The following is a 21,796-nucleotide window of genomic DNA, read 5'->3' on the forward strand; positions in this document are numbered from 1 at the left end:
CCGGAGGACGACATGGACGAACTCATCTCCCGCATCAGCGCCTCGGTCGGCATCGATGCCGACGTCGCGAAAAAGGCCGTCGGCATGATCCTGGGCTTCCTGCAGAAGGAAGGCCCGGCCGACAAGATCAACGAAATGCTGTCGGCGATGCCGGACATGCAGTCCCTTATCGACGACGCGCCTGAAGTCGGCGGCGGCATGTTCGGCGGCGGCGTGATGGGTCTCGGCTCGGCACTCATGGGAATGGGTCTCGGGATGGGCGAAATCTCCGGTGTGTCGAAAGAGACCATCGCCTTCGCCAAGGAAAAAGCCGGCGAAGGCCCTGTCGATGATGTCATCGCGTCCATTCCGGGCCTCAGCCAGTTCGTCTGACGCCTTCCGCATGTGATTGAAGCGCCCGGCCGGTCCGCCCGCCGGGCTTTTCTATGCGCTCAAGCCGAATTGCTTCATCCTGCGGCTGGAGCGAATCAATGAAGCGACGCCAGTTCATCACCCGCGCAAGCGCCACCGTCGTTGCGGCAGCGACACCGTTCGCAGCGCTCACGCAGACACGCCCCCTTCTCGGAACCGGCCTTCGCGGAACGCGAAACGCGCTCGATTTCGGCATCGCGCCGGACGTAGCGACCGATCAGTCCGCCCTGTTCCAGGCCATGGTCGACACCGCTGCAACAGAAGGAACCGCCATTTTCGTGCCCGGCGGCATGTACGTCTTGTCAGGTGTGCTCCTGCCTTCAGGCATCGTCATCGAAGGCGTTCCGGGCGCCACGCGGCTGGTCCACACCGGCGACGGCCCCCTGCTTCGCGCCGCCGGCGCGAACGGCATCACGATTCGAGGGCTCGCTCTGGACGGCGTGCTGCGTCCCGCCGATGAACGGCAAGGCCTGATCGATCTGCGCGACGTCGCGGGCTTTTCGATCGAGGATTGCGCTCTCGACCGCGCCGGCGCCAACGCCGTCTACCTGCAGGGCTCAACAGGCGAGGTCAGAGGCACCACGATCTCGAGTGCTGGTCAGTTCGCGGTCTTCGCCATGGACTGCGCCGGCGTCACCGTCACGGGGAACCGGATCGACGGCTGCCTGAACGGCGGCGTGATCGTCCACCGCAGCGAACCGGGGCACGACGGCGCCATCATCACCGAAAACCACATCGCGAATACCGGCGCGTCGAAGGGCGGCACCGGGCAATGGGGCAACGCCATCAACCTGTTTCGCGCCGATGACGCGATTGTCGCCAACAACGTCATCTCCGGCAGCGCCTTTTCGGCCATCCGCGGCAACACCGTGCGTCGCATGCAGGTGATCGGCAATGTCTGTCGAGACAATGGCGAGACGGCAATCTACGCAGAGTTCGCCTTCGGGGACGCCGTGATCGCCAACAATATCATCGACGGCGCCGCCAACGGGATCTCGGCGCCCAATCTCGACCATGGCGGACATGGGGCGACGATTTCCGGCAACATCATTCGCAATCTGCGCACGGCCGGCCCCTATGTGCCGGAGTTTCCGGGATTTGGAACCGGCATCGCCGTGGAGGCCGATGCGGTCGTGACCGGCAACCTGATCGACGGCGCGCCGCTCTACGGCATCAACGCGGGATGGGGCCCCTATCTGCGCGAAGTGGTGGTTTCGGCCAACACGGTTCGCAATGCGCGCATCGGCATCGGGGTATCCGATGTCCAAGGCGCGGGGCGCGCGCTGATCCGGGGTAATTTGATCGATGCGCACGAGGCCGGCATACAGCCCCACGCCTGGGGCAAGGCGACCGGCCCCGACCTCCTCGCCGACCCGCAAGCGGCGCCGGACCATGTCCTGGTGTCCGGCAACGTCCCAACCTGATCCGGGCGGGCAGCCTCGCCTTCAGCCCTGAAGGGCGACGGAGCGCATCGCTCCGACCTCGATTCCGTTCCAGTTGGTGATCACCCTGTGTACGAGTGGCTCGAGCCGGGCGCGTAGATTGTCATCATCGCCCCCGAGCAACCGCAGAAGGACGGCTGCAAGCATGAGTTCCGACGCGGCCGTCGAACCGTCGTCGCATTTGAGCGCCACGCCGAGCCCGATCGTGGGAAGCGCGGCCACGTAGACGCCATCGGCGCCTGTCTTGGCGTAGATCGCCCCCTCGCCCGCCTCAATGATGCGCGTGCAGAAGCGGTTCGTCCCCGCCGTGAACCAGGGATGGGCAATGCAAGCCGACATCAGCCGCCTTGTCGCTGCAGCGCGCCCGCTTTCCAGCCCCTCGCCCGTCGCGACGCGGGCAAAGCCGAGCGCCAGCGCCCGCAGGGGAAACGCGTGGGTCGGGATCGAACATCCGTCGACGGCCCCGACCTCCCCCCACAACCGAAAGCCCGTCATCGCTTCCTGGGCAGCCTTCACCTGGCTCTGTATTTCATGTGCCGCATCGACATAGCCGACCAGATCGATGTCCTGATGGCACGCGGCGCAGAGGAATCCGGCATGTTTGCCGGAGCAGTTGTTGTGCAGTTGTGTGGGCGTCTTGCCCCGGCCCGCGAACTCGATCAGCTGCTCCTGGCCGAAGATCGGCCAATGCGCGCCGCAGGCAAGATCGGCTTCGCCGAGGCCGACGGTCTCCAGCATCGCACGCGCCGTTGCGACATGGCCGTCTTCGCCCGAGTGGGAGGAGCAGGCCAGTGCCAGTTGCCGGTCCGACAAGCCGTAATGATCCGCCGCGCCGCTTTCGACCAGCGGCAATGCCTGGAACAGTTTCGCCGCCGAGCGCGGATAAACCGGCCGCTCCACATCGCCCGTGGACCAGACAAGCCGGCCTCTTGCATCCGACACCGCGATCGCGCCGCGGTGCCGCAGATCGACCGCGCTGCCGCGAAGGGTTTCCACCAGGACCGGATTGCTCAATTTCGTCTCCATTCATGGCAGTCGCGCAATCGCCATATTGGGCCGTCAGTCTCGGTGCCGAACATGGCGCGCCTGCTTCCGTGACGGCCATTACACGAAAAGCGAGGAGAATCGGATGCGTTTCGTGAAGTTCTTCCTGCTTTTCGTGGCGCTCGCCTTCGTTGCGCCGATGGCCGCTGCAGCCGGATGGTGGGCGACGGTGGACCGGCCCGGTTCGTGGCGATCGGCCAACTGGTCCGCGACCGGGCTTCTGCCCGCACCTGCCGAAAACACTGATGCCGCAATCTATGTCCTCTCGGCGCGAACGGGCGGCTTCAAGGGCGCCTTCTCCGTACACTCCTGGATCGTGGTCAAGGATAGCGGCGCAAGCCACTATGAGCGCTACGAAAAGGTCGGCTGGGGCAGCCCGATCCGGCAGGATGCCTATGCTGCCGACGCCGCGTGGTACTCCAACCGCCCTTGGATCGTCGCCAAGCTGAATGGCCAAAGCGCGGAAGCTGCGTTGTCGCAGGTGCGCAAAGCCATCGCGACCTACCCCTTCAACCATCGCGGCGACTACCGCATCTGGCCCGGACCGAACTCCAACAGCTTCATCGCCCATGTGCTGCGCGAAGCACCGGCACTTGACGCCGTGCTTCCTCCGAATGCCGTCGGGCGGGACTATCTGGCTTCAGGCGACTGGTTCTCGGTCGATCCGGACGGACGGGACCTGCATGTCTCGCTCGCCGGACTGATCGGCCTGTCGGCCGGGCTGCGCAGCGGGCTGGAATTCCACCTGCTCGGACAGACCGCCGGCTTCGACATCCGCCGCCCTGCCCTGAAGATCCCGGCCGTCGGCCGCGTCGGCGTCGATCTCTAGATCGACTGGTTGTAGGCGCCGACTTCCTCATTTTCCCGCAGGATCGCGTCAACGGCGCGGAACATGGCGAGCTTGCGCTCCTCCGACACCGGGCTCTCCACCACGACGACGAGCTCCGGCTTGTTGGACGAGGCACGCACGAGGCCCCAGGTGCCGTCATCGGTCACGACACGTATTCCGTTGACCGTCACCAGATCGGTGATCGCGTGGCCGGCAACCGGTTCGCCCGCGTCGCGCATCGTCGTGAACCGGTTCACGACGCGCTCGATGACGCCGTATTTCACCTCGTCGTCGCAATGCGGCGACATGGTCGGCGAACCGAATGTCAGCGGCAGGGCACGATAGAGGTCCGCCATCGACTTGTTCGGATTGCGGTCGAGCATCTGGCACACCGCGATCGCCGTGACGAGCCCGTCATCGTAGCCGCGGCCGATCGGCGGGTTGAAGAAGAAGTGGCCCGACTTCTCAAAGCCGGCAATCGCGCCGAGTTCGGCCACGCGGCGCTTGATATAGGAATGCCCCGTCTTCCAGTAATCGGTCGTCGCGCTATTGGCCTGCAGCACGGGGTCTGTCGCGAACAGGCCGGTGGACTTCACATCCACGACGAATTTCGCGTCTTCGTGCAATGCGGAAATGTCACGCGCCAGCATGACGCCGACCTTGTCGGCGAAGATTTCGCTGCCCTCGTTATCGACGACGCCGCAACGGTCTCCGTCCCCGTCGAAGCCGAGGCCGACATCGGCCCCCGTCTCCAGGACCTTGTCCCGGATCGCGTGCAGCATCTCCATGTCTTCCGGGTTGGGATTGTAGCGCGGAAAGGTGAAATCGAGATCGGTGTCGAGCGGGATCACCTCGCATCCGATCCGCTCCAGAACCTCTGGCGCGAACGCACCCGCAGTGCCGTTGCCGCAGGCCGCCACCACCTTCAGCTTGCGCTTGATTTGCACACCGTCGATCAGGTCGCTGACATAGCGGTCACGGAAATCCTCGACGATCTCGTAGGATCCGCCGCCGGCGAGATCGAAATCGCCGTTCAGCACGATGTCGCGCAACTGCGCCATCTCGTCCGGCCCGAAGGTGAGCGGGCGCTGGCAGCCCATCTTCACGCCCGTCCATCCGTTTTCGTTGTGCGATGCGGTCACCATCGCCACGGAGGGGGCGTCCAGCGCGAATTGCGCGAAATAGGCCATGGGCGACAGTGCCAGGCCGATATCCTTGACGTCTGCGCCGGCCGCCATGAGGCCCTGGGCCAGCGCAAGCTTGATCGACAGCGAATAGCCGCGAAAATCGTGGCCGACCACGATCTTCGGACCGACGCCGCGCCGGCGGATCAATGTCGCCAGCCCCATGCCGAGGGCCTGCACGCCGAGAAGGTTGAGTTCCGGGGGCTTCGTCGAGGCGGGGTGACCGAACCACCAGCGCGCGTCGTATTCGCGAAACCCGGTCGGCTTGACCAGCGGCCGGGTTTCGAAGGCAAAGCTGTTCGGCTGGAGTTCCGCAAGAGGCTTCATCGCAAACTACCCTCGGTCGTGTCGAAGAATCGGTTCCACTTGGCCGACAGCACTACGGCCCGCGACCGCCGCTGTACAGGCTTGGACACCATCGCGCAGGGCAAGGTGGACGAAACCTCAAGGAATTCGAAATCACGGTCTTGCGGGAACGAGGATCGGGCGCTATAGACCGCATCCGTTCGGTCGCGGAGTGTAGCGCAGCTTGGTAGCGCACCTCGTTCGGGACGAGGGGGTCGCAGGTTCAAATCCTGCCACTCCGACCAACATCCCTTCTGCCCATGGCGATCATGCGGCAGATGCGGGCTTCAGTGCCCTGGAGTTGGACCGCGACCTTCGGATTTCTCAAAGCCGGAAGCGAAGCGTCGTTTTCTTAACGACTTCTTTCCCGCATGCAGGCGAAATCTCTCTACCAGGATCGCTTCATCATCAGACCAGCCTGATGGCATCGGAGTGAGAGCCGCGTCCGTCAGTTCCTTGGAAACCGGCGACGAAACATCGTTGGGTTAACGACGTGTTTCCAGCGGCCAGGCCAAATCTCTCTACCAAGATCGCTTCATCGTCACATACGGCAATCTAAACATCGGCCGGTGGATAAGAAGCCTACGGTCGCGGAAGGTGTGCGGCCGCTACGCATGTCCGGTGAGGAGACGGTCGCCTGACCTTGGGCAAGACGAACAGGAGAGAGACGCGTTCGATGGAATCCTTCCGATTGCCGGTCGAAAGGCGAGCGGCGCAACGCAACCGATGCGCGCATCTCGCCGAAATCAGACTCGGGTCGAGCGTCGTCCTTCAGGCCATCGTCAAAGATCTTTCGCCGCACGGTGCCAAGCTTCAGGTTCTGCGCGATTCATGGCTTCCCCGGTCGTTCGAACTCGCGATCCCGGCGCTGGACCTGCGGCAACCGGCGACCTGCCGCTGGAGACGCGGCGACTTCGCCGGCCTTGAATTCGACACAATGGAGAGATAACGCCGCCCGCTTACAGGTTGCAGCGCGGCCATCCAGCAGACATTGTCGCTTCCGTCGACAGGCTGAACTTGCCTTCAGTCCCCGTTGGCCCGTATCCTTTGCCGCATACGACAACCCTTTGCCAAACGAAGCCAATTTTCGACGCGGGATTGCCGCATCGTCAATGAGACAATGGAATAATCTATTATGTCGCAGAACGTCGTTCCGCTGCCCGCGGACACCGAATCAGGATTTGCAGAGCGCATATCGGCCTGCAATACGAGCTACGACATCCTTCGCCTGACCCGCGAAATCGCGAAGTCCCACGGATTTGACTATTTCTCGATCATTCGCCTGCCGCATAGCGGCGAAACCACACTCTCGTCCCTCTCGATCATCAGCAACTGGCCGCCGGAACTCGTCAGCGCCTACGACCAGCTCGGCCTCCTGGAAAACAGCCCAGTGATGAAGGCGCTCAGGCAGAGCACCAAGCCATTTCTCTGGCGGCTGGAGGACGTCAATCGCGGACGTCCGGACGGGCGAGACGACGAGGTGACGACGCTCTTCGCCGCCCACGGGTTTCATCGCGGCATCTATGTGGCCACGCAGGACCCGTCCGGAGACCGCGGCGCCGTCTCCTTCAGCGGCTCTCGCGACACGCCGTCGGAGGCGGAACTGATGGAGCTCAGCTACATCTCCAACCTGATCTACGAGAAGGTCTGCGAGATCAAGAAGTCCCGGCCGACCGAAGACCAGCGCCTGAGCGCGCGCGAACGCGAATGTCTGCACTGGACGGCGAGCGGAAAGACGAGCAACGAAATCGCGGTCATCCTCAATCTGTCCGAGCACACCGTGAACCATTATCTGAGCGCCGCCAGCCAGAAGCTCGGCGCTGCCAACCGCGCCCACGCGGTCGCCAAGGCCTTCCGCGCCGGCTTGCTGGATTAGGCGTCATGAGGAAATCGGCCGACTCGCAGCTCTACCTGGAAATCCGCGAACACACGCGTCCTGCCCAGTCGCTGGCGGCGATCGGCCTTGACGACGCCTCGCTTCTCGACGCGCTCGCCCAGTTCGACCTCTACGGAGCATGGCGGCTCGATCTGGAGACCGGCATGGTCTTCTGGACGCCCGACGTTTTCGAAATCCACGGTCTCCCCTACCGCGAAGGACCGGTCGATCTCGGTCAGGCCATCGCGCGCTACCATCCCGAAGACCGTGAAATGGTCGCGAACTGCATCGAGGAAGCCGCGACGCGCAAGTCGGGCTTCCGCTTCGTCCTGCGGCTGACCACGCCGGACGGCCGCAGCAAGCTGGTCAAGTCCAGCGGCCGCTACCGCGTCAACAAGCAGGGCGGTGAAGAGATCTACGGCACCTTCTCGCAGTTTCAGGAACGCATCCGCACAGTCGCCGTCAACTCCTGACCGCGATCACGTTTGCCCTGCGTCTTTGTCACGAATTTGAATCGTGCTTTAACCATTTGCTGTCAGACTCGGCGCCGTCCGGGTTGCGGCAAAGGCTTGGCGGTTTCGCAAAATTGCCGCATTGGGCCTGGCGAAGTCCGGGCTATATGTCCGTGTGGTGTAAGCGTTTTGAGCGTCAAGGCAGCGATGTGAAGATTCCAGGCAAATCGACCGTGAGACTGCACGCGACGCCGCCTTTGCGCGGCGCTGTCGCGAAGCTCGCTTTGCCTGTCGTTCTCGCAGCGGCCCTTTCGGCGCCGCCCCCCGCGGCGCAAGCCTTCGAACTCTTCGGCAAATGCCTGTTCGGCACATGCAAAGCGGATGACGAAGACGGCCCGATCGACCCGAAGAACTATCAGGTCGCTCTTACGGTCCTTTCCGAGGGCGAACCGGATCGCGACCTTCGAAAGGCGGTGGCGAGTGCGTCGCTGCTCTGGCAACAGCGCGGCGAGGCCGCAGCCGGATCCGCCGGACTGCTGACGCGTGCCAAGGCGGATTACAAGCGCATTCTCGCCTCGCTCTACAATGACGGGCGCTATGCCGTCGAGATTTCGATCAGTTGGAATGGCCGCGAGGTGTCGAACATCCCTGCGGGCACGGAACTGCCCGACGGCATCGAACTCGCGGTCACCGTCGATGCGCAGCGCCGCTTCCAATTCGGCACCGCGGAAATCGAGAACAGCGCACCGCCGCCGACCGACCGACACGATCGCGTCGATCTCCCGAAAGATGAAGGTTTCGTGAGCGGCGCTCCGGCCTATGCGACGGCGGTGAAACGCGCCGAAGCCCTGGCGCTGGAGGCCTGGCGCCAGCAGGGCTACGCGCATGCCGAGATATCCGACCGACGGGTGACCGCCAATCACCAGACGCAGGAACTGAACGTCCGTCTGACGGTCGAGCCCGGGCCGCGCGCCGTCTATGGGCCGGTCGAGGTCACCGGCACGGATCGCATGCGTGCGCAATTCGTCGCCCGCCAGACCGGGCTCATTCCCGGCGCGGAGTATGATCCCGACGATCTCAAACGCGCTGAACAGCGCCTGCAACGCCTCGGCGTCTTTCAAGCCGTCTCCCTGAAGGAGGCCGGCCCGATCGGGCGCGACGGCGCGCTGCCGATGATGCTGACCGTGCAGGAACGCAAATTGCGGCGGATCGGGGTCGGGGCCAGTGTCTCGTCTGTCGACGGTGTTGGTGTCGAAGGTTACTGGCTGCACCGCAATCTGTTCGGGCGTGCCGAGAGGCTGCGCGTGGACGGGAGGGTGTCGGGTATCGGCACGACGATGGACTTCCAGAAACTCGACTACTTCCTCGGCGCCGAATTGACGCTGCCCGGGCGTTTCACGCCGGACACGGACATCGTCATCGGCGGATATTTCGAGCGCGAGGTGCTGGACCTCTACACGAAGGATCTCGGCTCGGCGTCGGTCTACGCGACGCATTTCTACAGCGACGAGATCACGCTGAAGGGTGGCACCTATGTCACCTATGGCGAATATGACGACGTGTTCGGCCAGCGCCGCTTCGGCGTGATCGGGGCCGAGGCGAGCGTGGAATACGACACGCGCGACAACGAACTCGACGCGAAGAGCGGCGTCTACGCGCGCGCCGCCGTCGAACCCTTCTACGAATGGGAATACGGCAACGTGGTCGGCAAGGCGGAAGCCGAGGCGCGCGTCTTCCGTGCCCTCGACGCAGACGAGCGCACGATCCTGGCCGCCCGTCTGAAGGTCGGGGCGATCGTCGGCGCGCCGATTTCCGAGATTCCACACGACGAGTTGTTCCTGGCGGGCGGCGGCGCGTCGGTGCGCGGCTACCCCTATCGCAGCATCGGCGTCGACGTTCCCGGTGGCACATCCGGCGGCCGCGCCCTCTTCGAGGCGTCGGCCGAAGTGCGTCGCGACATCACCGATTCGATCGGCGTGGTCGGCTTCGTCGATCTGGGTCACGTCAGTTCCGGATCGTTCCCCGACTTCTCGGACGACCTCAAGATCGGCGCGGGCGCCGGATTGCGCTACGACACCGGTCTCGGACCGATCCGCCTCGACGTGGCGGTGCCGGTCAATCACCAGTCGGGCGACCCGAGTTTCGCCATCTATGCCGGAATTGGACAGGCGTTCTGATGACCAGGAAGCAAATCGCACTCTGGCTCTCCGCCTCGGCCGCGCTCTGTGCCGTCCCGGCCGGCTTCGTGCTGGCGCAGAGCGACGACGCGCAGGAGAAATCCAGCCTGATTCGCTACGTCGAAGAGCAACTCTCGACACCGAACCGCCAGATCCGACTGAACGGGATCGAGGGTACGCTGTCGTCGAATGTGCGGTTCGACAGCATCACGATCTCGGACGAGAACGGCGTCTGGCTGACGATCGAGCAGCCGAGCCTGCAATGGCGGCGCACGGCGCTCCTGACGGGCAAGCTCGACATCGAGAGCCTGACCGCCGAACGCATCGACTGGCCGCGCAATCCCGTTCCCGACGAAACCCTGCCCGCGCCCGAAGCCTCCGGCTTCGCCCTGCCCGAGCTTCCGGTGTCGGTCGCGATCGACCAGATCGCGATCACCGAAGCGCAGTTCGGCGCGCCGGTGTTCGGCCTCGCCTCCAGCCTGTCGCTGAATGGCGCCGTGTCGCTCGAGGACGGAGCCCTGAACGCCAATCTCGACATCGAGCGGCTCGACGGACCGGGCGGACAACTGACGCTCGCGACCGCGTATTCCAACGACACGACGCAGCTCGACCTCGACTTCTCGCTCCGGGAGCCAGCCAACGGCGTGGTCGCCAACTTGGCGAACATTCCGGATCGGCCACCCGTCGCGCTGGCGATCACAGGCTCAGGCCAACTCGACGATTTCAACGCGGAACTCGCCTTCGATGTCGAGGGTGAACGCACTGCGACAGGCACGCTGCGCATCGCGGACGACCGATCGGGGGATCGTGCGATCGCGCTCGACATCTCCGGCCCGATCGCGCGGATTCTCCCGGCGGAGCATCGGGCGTTCTTCGGCGACGAGACGGCGCTCACGGCCGAAACGATTCTGCGCGCCGATGGCGGCATGGACATTCGCAGCCTTGCCGTGGACAGCGGCGCGCTCGACATCTCGGCCGCCGGCTCGACACTCGCCGACGGGTTCCTGCGCGATCTGACCGTCGACCTGACCTTGCGCTCCATCGACGCCCGCCCCGTACGGTTGCCCGTCTCCGGCGACGCGATCACTATCGACAACGGCGCGCTGGCTCTGCGCTACGGCGTCAACGGGGCCGACAGCTGGTCGCTCTCGGGCTCGCTCAACGGCATGGCCCTGCCCGACGCCCGCATCGACGCGGTGGAAATCGAAGGCGGAGGCCAGATTCGCGACATGAACACAGCCGCAAGCCGGTCGATCGACTACACGATCAACGGCACCGCGCGCGGCATCGCGCCTGACGACGCCGGGATCGCAGCCGCCGTCGGCGACGAGATCACCTTCACGGCGGAGGGCGGCTGGAACGCCGGCGAGCCGGTGCGCATCGCCAGAACCGCCCTGTCGGGCGACACGCTGCGCGTCGCGGCGCAAGGCCTGATCGAGGAACTGACATTCAAGGGCCAGGCGCGCGTGGACGCCACGAACCTCCAGGCGTTCTCGCTCGTCGCCGACCGTGACCTTGCCGGTCGCGCGGCGCTTGCCATCGATGGCGACATCGCCCTTGCCGGCGGCGGCTTCGACCTTGTTCTGGACGGCACACTCACCGATGCGCGCGTTGGAAGCCCGGTCGCCGACAAGCTGCTCAATGGCCAGACGCGGCTGACCGGCGGCGCGGCACGCACGCCCGACGGCCTGCGCTTCACTGATCTCGTCCTTGCCAACCCGCAGGCTCAAACCCGCGTCAACGGTACCTACGCCACCCGCAGCGCCGATCTGCGCGTAACGGCCGAAATCGCTGAGATCGCTCGGATCGTCGACAACGGGTCCGGACGGCTGTCGCTGGAAGCGTCCATCGACAAGCCGGAAGGCTCCGAACGCGAGACGCCGTTCGACGTCGCCGCACGCCTGGCCCTGTCTTCCGGACGACTGGCGGGCCGTGCCGTGCCGAACGCCACATTCGCCTTTGACGGCAGGATCGCCGGCGACGACCTCTCCGGCACGATTTCCGGGAACGGTCTTGTCGACGGCGAGACGCTGGAACTGTCCGGCGCTCTGGCGCGGGCGGGCGAGCGGTTCTCGCTGTCCGGCCTTGCCGCGCGCATCGGATCCGCCCAGCTTGCCGGCGACCTGTCGGTCGACAACACCAGACTTGGCGGGCGTCTCGACATCGCAGCCGACGAAATCGCCCCGCTGACCGCGCTCGCCCTCGTCGAAGCGTCCGGCGCCGTCAACGGCACGGTCGACGTCTCCGGCACGACTTCCGACCCGCAACTGGCGTTCAGCCTGCGTGGCGCCAATCTGACCGCGCCGCAATTGCGCGAGGCATCGATCTCGCCGGTCACGCTGAGTGCCGACGGCCGCTTCGGCGGCAACGCCGTCCGGCTGTCGCAACTGTCGGTGCAGAACGCGCAGGACCTGAACTTCACCGGCTCCGGCACGATACCGCTTTCGGGCAGCGGCCTGTCCGTGAAGGTCAACGGCGCCGTGCCGCTCGGGCTTGCAGAGCGCTATCTCCTCGAGCGCGGCACGCGGGTTTCCGGCACGCTTCGCGTCGATGCGAGCATGAGCGGTTCGCTCTCCGCGCCGCAGGCCGACGGTCTGTTCTCCATCTCCAACGCGTCCGTGGTCGATCCCCAGTCGAACCTTCGCTTGAATGGGATCGGCCTTGTAGCGGGCCTGCGCGGCGACACGCTGTCGATCAGCCAGATGAGCGGCCAGCTCGCGGATGGCGGATCCATCGCCGTCAGCGGCACGGTCGGCCTCGCCGCCCCCCTGCCCGCCAACATCTCGATCCGGCTCTCCAACGCGGTCTATTCCGACGGGGCGACCGTGCGGACGAAACTCTCCGGCGATCTCTCGGTCACTGGCGGCCTGATGGCCGGGCCGCTGCTCTCCGGCCAGATCAACCTGCTCGGGACCGAAATCACCGTGCCGGAAACGCTGACCGGCGAAGTCGATCTGCTGGATGTGAAGCATGTGGCCGCGGACAGCGACACGCTGCGCACCTTGAGCCGCATGCAGGCCGTCCTGCCGAAAGAGTCCGGCGGCGCTCCGCAAGCGCCGATCCGGCTCGACCTGACGATCAATTCTCCCAACCAGATCTTCCTGCGCGGCCGCGGCATCGACGCCGAACTTGGCGGGCGGCTGCGCGTCGTCGGTCCGCTCGACGACCTGGAGCCGATCGGCGCGTTCAACCTCATCCGCGGGCGCCTTTCGATCCTCAACAAGCGGCTGGAATTCACCGAGGGGCGGATCACGCTGACCGGATCGCTCGATCCGACGATCGACCTCACGGCGCAGGTCGAGGCCAACGACATCGTCGCCAGCATGCGGCTGAGCGGCCGCGCCTCCGACCTGTCGCTGACGCTGTCCTCCTCGCCGGAACTGCCGCAGGACGAGATCCTCGCCAGCATCCTGTTCGGCAAGAGCATTTCCAACCTGTCGCCGCTGCAGATCGCGAGCCTTGCGACCGCCGCGGCTTCGCTTGCCAGCGGCGGCGGAGGCGGCGGCCTGTCCGAGCAGATCCGCGGCGGGATCGGCGTGGACGATCTGGACCTCACCCGCGACACCGAGGGCAATGTCGCGGTGCGCGCCGGAAAATACATCCAGGACAATGTCTATCTGGACGTGCAGGCGGGCCAGTCGGGCGGCGAAGCGTCCATCAATCTCGACATCACCGACGCGCTGACCGCCAAGGGCACGGTCACGTCGGAAGGCGATTCGCGCCTCGGCATCTTCTTCGAAAAGGACTATTGAGGCCGGTCAGGCGCGCAGGTTGAGCGGCTTGGCCTGATCGAGGCCGAGCGCCGCCAGGGCGGTGTTGGCGATGCCGGCGCGGTCGAGGCCGACCCGCTGGTACATCCGCTCGGGGCTGGCGTGATCGAGGAACACGTCCGGCAGGATCAGCGAGCGAACCTTCAGGCCGCCGTCGAGCAGACCGTTCTCGGCGATGAACTGCAGCACATGGCTGCCGAAGCCGCCGACGGACCCTTCCTCAACGGTGATCAGCACCTCGTGCTCGCGGGCAAGGCGGCCGACCAGCTCATGGTCGAGCGGCTTGACGAAGCGCGCGTCGGCTACCGTGGTCGAGAGGCCGAAGCTCTCCAGGTCCTCGGCGGCCAGCAACGCCTCTTTCAGCCGCGTGCCGAGCGACAGGATGGCGATCTTCGTGCCCTCGCGGACGATCCGGCCCTTGCCGATCTGCAACAGTTCTCCGCGCTCCGGCATTTCCACGCCGACACCTTCGCCGCGCGGATAACGAAAGGCGACCGGCCCCTCGTCATAGGCGGCCGAGGTGCGCACCATGTGCTTGAGTTCCGCCTCGTCGGCGGCCGCCATGACCACCATGCCCGGAAGGCATGCGAGATAGGCTATGTCGAAGGCGCCGGCATGGGTCGCCCCGTCGGCGCCGACGAAGCCCGCCCTGTCGATCGGAAACCGCACCGGGAGCTTCTGGATCGCCACGTCGTGGACGACCTGGTCATAGGCGCGCTGCAGGAACGTCGAATAGATCGCCGCATAGGGCTTCATGCCGTCCGCGGCGAGACCCGCGGCAAACGTCACCGCATGCTGCTCGGCGATGCCGACATCATAGGTGCGGGCCGGGAATTCCTTCTCGAAGATATCGACGCCAGTGCCCGACGGCATGGCAGCCGTGATCGCGACGATACGGTCGTCCTCGCGCGCTTCCTGCACCAGCGACTGGCCGAACACCTTGGTGTAGGCGGGCGCGTTGGGCTTGGGCTTCGCCTGCGCGCCGGTGATCACGTCGAACTTGGCAACGCCGTGATACTTGTCGGCGGCCTGTTCGGCCGGCGCGTAGCCCTTGCCCTTCTGCGTGACGCAGTGGATCAGCACGGGCCCGGAGATGTTGTCGCGCACGTTGCGCAGCACGGCGAGCAGCGTCGGCAGATCGTGACCGTCGATCGGGCCGATATGATAGAAGCCCAGTTCCTCGAACAGCGTGCCGCCAGTGACGTAGCCCCGGGCATGCTCGACAGCGCGCGTGATGGCGCGATCGATGCGGTGGCCGAGATAGGCGGTCAGCTTCTTGCCGAAATCGCGGAAGTTCAGATAGGTCGCGCCGGAGGCGAGCCGCGCCAGATAGGCGCTCATCGCACCGGTCGGCGGCGCGATCGACATGTCGTTGTCGTTCAGGATGACGATCTGGCGCGCGTCCAGCGCCCCTGCATTGTTCAGCGCCTCATAGGCCATGCCCGCCGACAGCGCGCCGTCGCCGATCACCGAAATGACATGCCGGTCCTTGCCCTGAAGCCGTGCCGCCTCGGCCATGCCGAGGCCGGCCGAGATGGATGTCGAGGAATGTCCCGCGCCGAACGCGTCGAATTCGCTTTCCGAGCGCTTGGTGAAGCCGGACAGGCCGCCTTCCTGGCGCAGCGTGCGGATGCGGTCGCGGCGCCCGGTCAGGATCTTGTGCGGATAGCACTGGTGGCCGACATCCCAGATCAGGCGGTCGTCGGGCGTGTTGAACACGTGGTGGATGGCGATCGTCAGTTCGACCACGCCCAGCCCGGCGCCCAGATGCCCGCCGGTCTTCGACACCGCGTCGATCATCTCCGCGCGCAATTCGCCGGCGAGCTGCGGCAGCAGTTTCTCGTCGATCTCACGCAGACGCGAAATGTCGGTTATGCCGTCAAGAAGCGGCGTGTCGGGGCCGTTGGTCGTCAATTGTCCGATCCGTATATCCGCACAGGCATAGCCGAAAATGCCGGTCCGTCACAAGCGGGAGAGCTGAGTTGCAGTCAAACATGGCGGAAGGAAGGAGGAATTCAATGCGGCGTCGGCTCAGGCGAGAAGCCGGTCCTGGCGCGCGCGCAGTTCGGCGATCAGCGAATTCTCGAAGGGCCGCGCATTGTCCCAGGTGAGCAGTTCGCCCTTGGCGACGGGCTTCAGCGCCGTTGCGCGCTCGAGCAGTCCGCAGGGAATGGCGTTGGTGCGCTTGGCTTCCTCGGCAGTCATCGTCCACGACCGGTAGCAATACTGGCCGACCGCGTCGAGCGTCTCGCCGGCGGCGATGTCGCGCTTAGCAACCGCGCAGACCTCGGCGACGCGCCGCGGCAGCGGAACCATGTCGCGCTTTCCGTGCAGAACGACGCGCGCCGCCGTCAACGGCACTTCCAGCGACGTCAGGTGATAGGGCCGGTGGAACGTGAAATAGGGTCCGTCGCCCATCTTCAGGTCGGCCATGCGCTCATGGATGCGCGGGTGTTCCGCCTTGACGATGACGAACACCCCGGGCGAAACGCCCTTGCCGATCGAATAGTCCACGCAGCCCGGTTTCGACAGCACGCCGCCATCGGATTGCGGGATCAGCACCTCGGCGAGCTCGCCAACCGTGGCGCGCGGGCCGTGCATGCCGGGAATGTCGGGCACAAGGCCGGTCGCATTGGCGATCGCCGCCATCTCGACCATGGTCTTCGACCCGTCGACGAACTCGACGAGCATGCGCACATTCATGTTCCGGCGGTCGGCTTCTTCCTGATAGTCGTCCGGCACGGCGTCGAATTTGAGCGGATTGTTCTTGCCCTTGCCCGCGCACACGACCGAATGGCCCATGGCGGTGACGAACTCGATGATCTCCATGCATGACGACGGTTCGTCGCCCGCGCCGAGCGTGTAGATTACCCCGGCCTTGTCCGCCTCGTGCTTCAGATAGGGGCCGATGCACACGTCGCACTCGACATTCATCATGATCAGGTGCTTGCCGTGCCCGATGGCGCGCATGCCGATGTCCGCACCGGCCTCGGGCACGCCGGTGGCGTCGATCACGACATCGATCAGGCCGTGCGAAAGCGCCAGATCCAGATCCTGGGTCACGGCGATGCGGCCGGCTTCCATGGCCGCCGACATCTGGTCGTGCGTGGAGACATCCTGCGTGTGTCCGGCTTCGCCATAGGCGAGTTCCGCCCCGAGCGCAGCCCGCCCCGGCGTGCGTTCCACGACCGCCCCCACCCGGATGCCCTGCATCTGGGCGACCTGGGTGAAGATGTCGGTGCCCATTTCTCCGGTTCCGACAAGGCCGATCCGGATCGGCGCGCCCGTCCGGGCGCGTTCACGCAATTCGGCGGCAAGCCCGGTCAGGGCGACATTTGGCGGCGGTATCGGCATCAAGTCTCTGGCACAATGAGGCCGCAATCCAGCGGCGTGCAATCGGAGCCTTGTTCACCATCGCGATAGCGAAAGCAACCGCGAAGGCGCAAATGTCGCATGCCGTCAGAGGTCGAGCGACTTGATCAGTTCCGAAACCTCGTCACGCACGTCGTCGTTCTTCAACGCCAGCATGATGTTGGCTTCCAGGAAGCCGAATTTCGACCCGCAATCGTAGGTCCGGCCGTCGAACGAAACGCCGTAGAAGGGGTCCGTCTCCATCATGGCCAGCATGGAATCGGTCAATTGGATCTCGCCGCCGGCACCCGTCGACTGGCTGGACAGGAGGTCCATGATCTTCGGCTGCAGGATGTAGCGGCCGTTGATGTAGAGGTTCGACGGCGCCGTCCCCTGGGCCGGTTTTTCGACCATGCCGGTGATCTCGAACGCCTTGCCCTTCTCGGCGCCCGTTTCCACGATGCCGTATTTGTGGGTCAGTTCCGGCAGGGTCTCCTGCACCGCGATGATGTTGCCGCCGACCTCGTCATAGGCGTCGATCATCTGCTTCAAGCAGCCCGGCTTTCCGTCCATGACCATGTCGGGCAGCAGGACCGCGAACGGCTCGTCGCCGACGATGTCGCGCGCGCACCAGACGGCGTGACCGAGGCCGAGCGGCCGCTGCTGGCGAGTGAAGCTGATCTGTCCGGCGCCGGGCGTCTGGGCGTCGAGTTGATCGGCCACCGGCACCTTGCCGCGCTGGCGCAGCGTCGCGTCCAGTTCGAACTGGTAGTCGAAGTGATCCTCGATCAGGCCTTTTCCGCGCCCGGTGACGAAGATGATGTGCTCGATGCCGGCCTCGAAGGCTTCATCGACGCAGTATTGCACGACCGGGCGATCGACCACCGTCAGCATCTCCTTCGGCAGCGCCTTGGTGGCGGGCAGGAATCGGGTTCCCAGACCAGCGACGGGTACAACGGCTTTGCGAACGGGTTTGGTCATGATGGTTTCTTGTCTCCCAAATCTATTTCAGGGTTGCTTGGCGGGTGACTGCATGTGCGCCGCAACATACTGACATTTCAGCCGAACGGAACCTCTCTGTCGAGGTAAGGACGTTTCGAAAGGGTATGTCATCCGCGCCAAACGTATCTTGAAAGGCTAAATTCTTTCCTCCATCACCGGCACAACGACGCCGAAATACAAGGAAATGACAGACCATGGCCGAATTCCGCATCGACGATCTCATCGAGGTCACGCGTCAGGCCGGAGACGTGGCGATGGCGATCTACGGACGCGACCACGACGTCGCCTTCAAGGACGACAAGAGCCCGGTGACCGAAGCCGATCTCGCGGTCGACAACCTTCTCTTCCCTTTCCTCACCGAGCACTTCCCGGACACGCCGGTGGTGACGGAGGAACGCGCGTCCACGCATGTCTCATTGCCGGCCGACGGGCGCTTCTTCCTTGTCGATCCGATCGACGGAACGAAGGAATTCATCAAGCGCACCGGCGAGTTCACGATCAATGTCGCGCTGATCGAGAACGGCCAGCCGATTGCGGGCATCGTCCATGCCCCGGCGATCGGCCGCATGTTCGTCGGCGAACTCGCGACCGGAGCCCGCGAGATCGACGCCGACGGTGCATCGCGCAGAATCGCGGTTCGCGGCTGCGATGCGACGCCGACAGCGGTCGCCAGCCGCTCGCACATGACGAAAGAGACCGAAACCTTCATTTCGGAAAATAAAATCGGCCATTGCGTCAATGCGGGATCGTCGCTGAAATTTTGCCTTGTCGCCGCCGGCGAAGCGGACATCTATCCACGGTTCGGACCGACAATGGAATGGGATACCGCAGCCGGTCACGCGGTTCTGGCCGCTGCGGGCGGTCGGGTTTTGACATGCGATGGCGCGCCGCTTAGCTACGGCAAACCGCAGTTCAGGAACCCCTATTTCATCGCCGCGTCACCCACCGCGCACTACACAGTCCCAGCGCTGGTCGCCTGAACCGGACCCCTTCAAGAGCCGCGCGAGACCACGGAGCCCTTCCCGCATGCCCACCCTGACCCATCTTGAGCGCCTCGAAGCCGAGAGCATTCACATCATGCGCGAGGTGGTGGCCGAGGCCGAGAACCCGGTGATGCTGTATTCGGTCGGCAAGGATTCGGCCGTGATGCTGCATCTGGCGCTCAAGGCCTTCTATCCAGCCAGACCGCCCTTCCCCCTGCTGCATGTCGATACGACCTGGAAGTTTCGCGAGATGATCACTTTCCGCGACGAGGTGGCGGCGAAATACGGGCTCGACCTGATCGTGCATATCAACGAAGACGGCGTGCGCCAGGGGATCGGGCCGTTCTCCCACGGTTCGGCGCTGCACACCGACATCATGAAAACCCAGGCGCTGAAACAGGCGCTGGAGATCTACAAGTTCGACGCCGCCTTCGGAGGCGCCCGGCGCGACGAGGAAAAATCGCGCGCCAAGGAGCGCATCTTCTCCTTCCGCACCGCCGATCATCGCTGGGATCCCAAGAACCAGCGCCCCGAACTCTGGCGGCTCTACAATGCCCGCAAGGCGAAGGGCGAATCCATCCGCGTCTTCCCGCTCTCCAACTGGACCGAGCTCGACATCTGGCAATACATCCATCTGCAGAAGATCGACATCGTGCCGCTCTATTACGCCGCCAGGCGGCCCGTCGTGGAGCGCGACGGCACGTTGATCATGGTCGATGACGAGCGCATGCCGCTTCAGCCGGGCGAGACGCCGCAGGAGAAGATGGTGCGCTTCCGCACGCTCGGCTGCTACCCGCTGACCGGGGCCATAGAGAGCGAGGCCGCAACACTCACCGAAATCATCCAGGAAATGCTCCTGACCACCACCTCCGAACGGCAGGGCCGCGTGATCGATCACGACCAGTCCGCATCGATGGAGAAGAAGAAGCAGGAGGGGTACTTCTGATGGCGCACAAATCAGATCTCATCGCCTCCGACATCGAGGGCTACCTGAAGCAGCAGGAAGAAAAATCGCTTCTGCGCTTCATCACCTGCGGCAGCGTGGACGACGGCAAATCGACGCTGATCGGCCGGCTGCTGTATGAGTCCAAGCTTATCTTCGAGGACCAGCTTTCCGCTCTGGAAGCCGATTCCAGGAAGATGGGCACCCAGGGCGACAAGCTCGATTTCGCTTTGCTCGTCGACGGTCTCGCCTCGGAGCGCGAACAGGGCATCACCATCGATGTCGCCTATCGCTTCTTCTCGACGGAAAAGCGCAAGTTCATCGTCGCGGACACGCCCGGCCACGAGCAATACACGCGCAACATGGCGACCGGCGCCTCGACCGCCGATCTGGCGATTATCCTGATCGACGCGCGTAAGGGCATCCTGACGCAGACGAGACGGCACTCCTTCATCGTGTCGCGGCTCGGCATCGCCAATGTGGTTCTGGCGATCAACAAGATGGACCTGGTCGACTACTCGCAGCAGGTGTTTTCCGATATCGAGATCGCCTATCGCGCCTTTGCGCAGGAACTGGGCGGCATCGAGCACATCACCGCCATTCCGATGTCGGCGCTGGAGGGCGACAACATCGTCGAGCGCAGCGCCAACATGGACTGGTACACCGGCCCCGTGCTGCTCGACCATCTGGAGACCGTGGGCTTGCGCGACACGGCGCAGACCAAGGCCTTCCGCCTGCCGGTGCAATGGGTCAACCGGCCGGATCTCGACTTTCGCGGCTTCGCCGGCTTCATTCCGTCGGGCGCGGTGAAGCCGGGCGACCGGATCAAGGTCCTGCCCTCGGCCAAGGAAAGCACGGTCAAGCGCATCGTCACCATGGATGGCGATCTCGACGAAGCGGTCGCCGGCCAGTCGGTGACCCTGACGCTCGAAGACGAGATCGACATCTCGCGCGGCGACATGATCTGCGCAGCCGGCGATCCGGCCGAAGTCGCCAACCAGTTCGAAACCACGATCCTGTGGATGGCCGACGAGCCGATGTATCCGGGCCGGCCCTATCTCCTGAAGATCGGCGCGGCGACGGTCAACGCCACCATCACCCGGCCGAAATACCGCGTCGACGTCAACACGCTCGCCCACGAGGCGGCCCACGAGTTGCATCTCAACGAGGTCGGCGTCTGCAACATCTCGCTCGACCGCACGATCGCGTTCGACGCCTACGACGACAACCGCGAAACCGGCGGCTTCATCCTGATCGACAAGATCACCAACGCCACCGTCGGCATGGGCATGATCCATTTCGCGCTGCGCCGCTCGGCCAACGTGCACTGGCAGGCGCTCGACGTCGATCGTAACACACGCGCCGCGATCAAGGGTCAGAAGCCCGTCGTCCTGTGGTTCACCGGCCTGTCCGGTTCCGGCAAGTCGACAATCGCCAACATCGTCGACCGCAAACTGACAGCCTTGGGCGCGCACACCATGCTGCTCGACGGCGACAATGTGCGCCACGGGTTGAACAAGGACCTCGGCTTCACCGATGCCGACCGGGTCGAGAACATCCGCCGCGTCGCCGAAGTGTCCAAACTGATGACGGATGCCGGCCTGATCACGCTGGTCTCGTTCATCTCGCCCTTCCGCGCCGAACGCCGCCTGGCGCGCGAACTCATCGGCGAGGACGAGTACAAGGTGATCCACGTCGACACGCCGCTCGAAGTGGCCGAAGCACGCGACGTCAAAGGCCTCTACAAGAAGGCCCGCGCCGGCCAGATCAAGAACTTCACCGGTATCGATTCGCCCTACGAACTTCCTGAAAACGCCGCCATGACGATCGACACAACGAGCACTTCACCCGAAGAGTCTGCGGAAGCCGTCCTCAAGAAGCTCGTTGAATGGGGCAAGATCCCGGGCTGACCGGGACCGCCGACCCCCGCGGTCGGCGGCGCTCAGCGCGACTGGTCGAGGCATGTCATCGAATCGTGTCGCCGCGA

Annotated in this window: 16 protein-coding genes and 1 tRNA gene; 12 read left to right on the forward strand and 5 right to left on the reverse strand. The window is 64.7% G+C overall.

Annotated features, from left to right (window positions below):
- Window positions 1-12: 12 nt before the first annotated feature.
- Window positions 13-372 (forward strand): DUF2267 domain-containing protein, encoded by a 360-nt coding sequence (locus MRY80_RS00890; RefSeq protein ID WP_293287219.1) that lies wholly within the window; start codon window positions 13-15, stop codon window positions 370-372.
- 98 nt (window positions 373-470) lie between these two features.
- Window positions 471-1,835, forward strand: a complete 1,365-nt coding sequence (locus MRY80_RS00895; RefSeq protein ID WP_293286970.1) for a TIGR03808 family TAT-translocated repetitive protein — start codon at window positions 471-473, stop codon at window positions 1,833-1,835.
- A 21-nt stretch (window positions 1,836-1,856) separates the two neighbouring features.
- Here MRY80_RS00895 and MRY80_RS00900 read toward each other — a convergent pair whose 3' ends face one another.
- Window positions 1,857-2,867, reverse strand: coding sequence for an asparaginase (locus tag MRY80_RS00900; RefSeq protein ID WP_293286971.1), 1,011 nt, complete (start codon window positions 2,865-2,867; stop codon window positions 1,857-1,859).
- Between the two features lie 115 nt (window positions 2,868-2,982).
- Here MRY80_RS00900 and MRY80_RS00905 point away from each other — a divergent pair, with 115 nt between their 5' ends.
- Entirely contained in the window at window positions 2,983-3,726 is a 744-nt protein-coding gene (locus tag MRY80_RS00905; RefSeq protein WP_293286972.1) for a DUF3750 domain-containing protein, read from the forward strand.
- Here the strand turns inward: MRY80_RS00905 and MRY80_RS00910 are convergent.
- Window positions 3,723-5,237 carry a phosphomannomutase/phosphoglucomutase gene (locus tag MRY80_RS00910; RefSeq protein ID WP_293286974.1) on the reverse strand — a complete coding sequence of 505 codons (1,515 nt, stop codon included), beginning with the start codon at window positions 5,235-5,237 and terminating at the stop codon, window positions 3,723-3,725. The two genes, MRY80_RS00905 and MRY80_RS00910, sit on opposite strands and share 4 nt — an antisense overlap.
- A gap of 186 nt (window positions 5,238-5,423) precedes the next feature.
- Between MRY80_RS00910 and MRY80_RS00915 the strand changes: the two genes are divergently transcribed.
- The 6 genes from MRY80_RS00915 (at window position 5,424) to MRY80_RS00940 (ending at window position 13,512) form a co-directional block, all read left to right on the forward strand.
- Window positions 5,424-5,500, forward strand: a tRNA-Pro gene (locus MRY80_RS00915).
- 398 nt (window positions 5,501-5,898) lie between these two features.
- Window positions 5,899-6,204, forward strand: a complete 306-nt coding sequence (locus tag MRY80_RS00920) for a PilZ domain-containing protein (RefSeq protein WP_293286976.1) — start codon at window positions 5,899-5,901, stop codon at window positions 6,202-6,204.
- Window positions 6,205-6,390: 186 nt separating this feature from the next.
- Window positions 6,391-7,131, forward strand: coding sequence for a LuxR family transcriptional regulator (locus MRY80_RS00925; RefSeq protein WP_293286978.1), 741 nt, complete (start codon window positions 6,391-6,393; stop codon window positions 7,129-7,131).
- Between the two features lie 5 nt (window positions 7,132-7,136).
- A complete protein-coding gene (locus MRY80_RS00930; RefSeq protein WP_293286979.1) occupies window positions 7,137-7,604 on the forward strand; it encodes a PAS domain-containing protein in 468 nt (155 codons plus the stop codon).
- 212 nt (window positions 7,605-7,816) lie between these two features.
- Entirely contained in the window at window positions 7,817-9,760 is a 1,944-nt protein-coding gene (locus MRY80_RS00935; RefSeq protein WP_293286981.1) for an autotransporter assembly complex family protein, read from the forward strand.
- Window positions 9,760-13,512 (forward strand): translocation/assembly module TamB domain-containing protein, encoded by a 3,753-nt coding sequence (locus tag MRY80_RS00940; RefSeq protein ID WP_293286983.1) that lies wholly within the window; start codon window positions 9,760-9,762, stop codon window positions 13,510-13,512. The genes MRY80_RS00935 and MRY80_RS00940 overlap by 1 nt, the downstream gene beginning before the upstream one ends.
- 6 nt (window positions 13,513-13,518) lie before the next feature.
- Here the strand turns inward: MRY80_RS00940 and dxs are convergent, their stop codons facing one another.
- The 3 genes from dxs to galU all read right to left on the reverse strand — a co-directional run bounded on the left by dxs (window position 13,519) and on the right by galU (window position 17,862).
- On the reverse strand, window positions 13,519-15,453 hold the full coding sequence (gene dxs / locus MRY80_RS00945) for a 1-deoxy-D-xylulose-5-phosphate synthase (protein ID WP_293287221.1): 1,935 nt from the start codon (window positions 15,451-15,453) through the stop codon (window positions 13,519-13,521).
- A gap of 108 nt (window positions 15,454-15,561) precedes the next feature.
- The gene (locus tag MRY80_RS00950; RefSeq protein WP_293286985.1) at window positions 15,562-16,884 is read right to left on the reverse strand and encodes a homoserine dehydrogenase; all 1,323 of its coding nucleotides are present in this window, start codon (window positions 16,882-16,884) and stop codon (window positions 15,562-15,564) included.
- A 105-nt stretch (window positions 16,885-16,989) separates the two neighbouring features.
- On the reverse strand, window positions 16,990-17,862 hold the full coding sequence (gene galU, locus MRY80_RS00955; protein ID WP_293286987.1) for a UTP--glucose-1-phosphate uridylyltransferase GalU: 873 nt from the start codon (window positions 17,860-17,862) through the stop codon (window positions 16,990-16,992).
- Between the two features lie 215 nt (window positions 17,863-18,077).
- On the opposite strand from galU, the gene cysQ reads away from it, so the two are divergent.
- From cysQ to cysN, 3 genes are read left to right on the forward strand one after another with little or no spacing between them, the layout of a single operon-like run.
- Window positions 18,078-18,863: a 3'(2'),5'-bisphosphate nucleotidase CysQ gene (gene cysQ / locus MRY80_RS00960; RefSeq protein ID WP_293286989.1), complete on the forward strand. Its 786-nt coding sequence runs from the start codon at window positions 18,078-18,080 to the stop codon at window positions 18,861-18,863.
- Window positions 18,864-18,909: 46 nt separating this feature from the next.
- The gene (gene cysD / locus MRY80_RS00965; RefSeq protein WP_293286991.1) at window positions 18,910-19,812 is read left to right on the forward strand and encodes a sulfate adenylyltransferase subunit CysD; all 903 of its coding nucleotides are present in this window, start codon (window positions 18,910-18,912) and stop codon (window positions 19,810-19,812) included.
- The gene (cysN, locus tag MRY80_RS00970; protein ID WP_293286993.1) at window positions 19,812-21,719 is read left to right on the forward strand and encodes a sulfate adenylyltransferase subunit CysN; all 1,908 of its coding nucleotides are present in this window, start codon (window positions 19,812-19,814) and stop codon (window positions 21,717-21,719) included. Before cysD ends, cysN begins: the two co-directional genes overlap by 1 nt.
- The last annotated feature ends 77 nt before the right edge of the window (window positions 21,720-21,796 follow it).

Source organism: Oricola sp. (genome assembly GCF_022763245.1).
Lineage (GTDB): Bacteria > Pseudomonadota > Alphaproteobacteria > Rhizobiales > Rhizobiaceae > Oricola.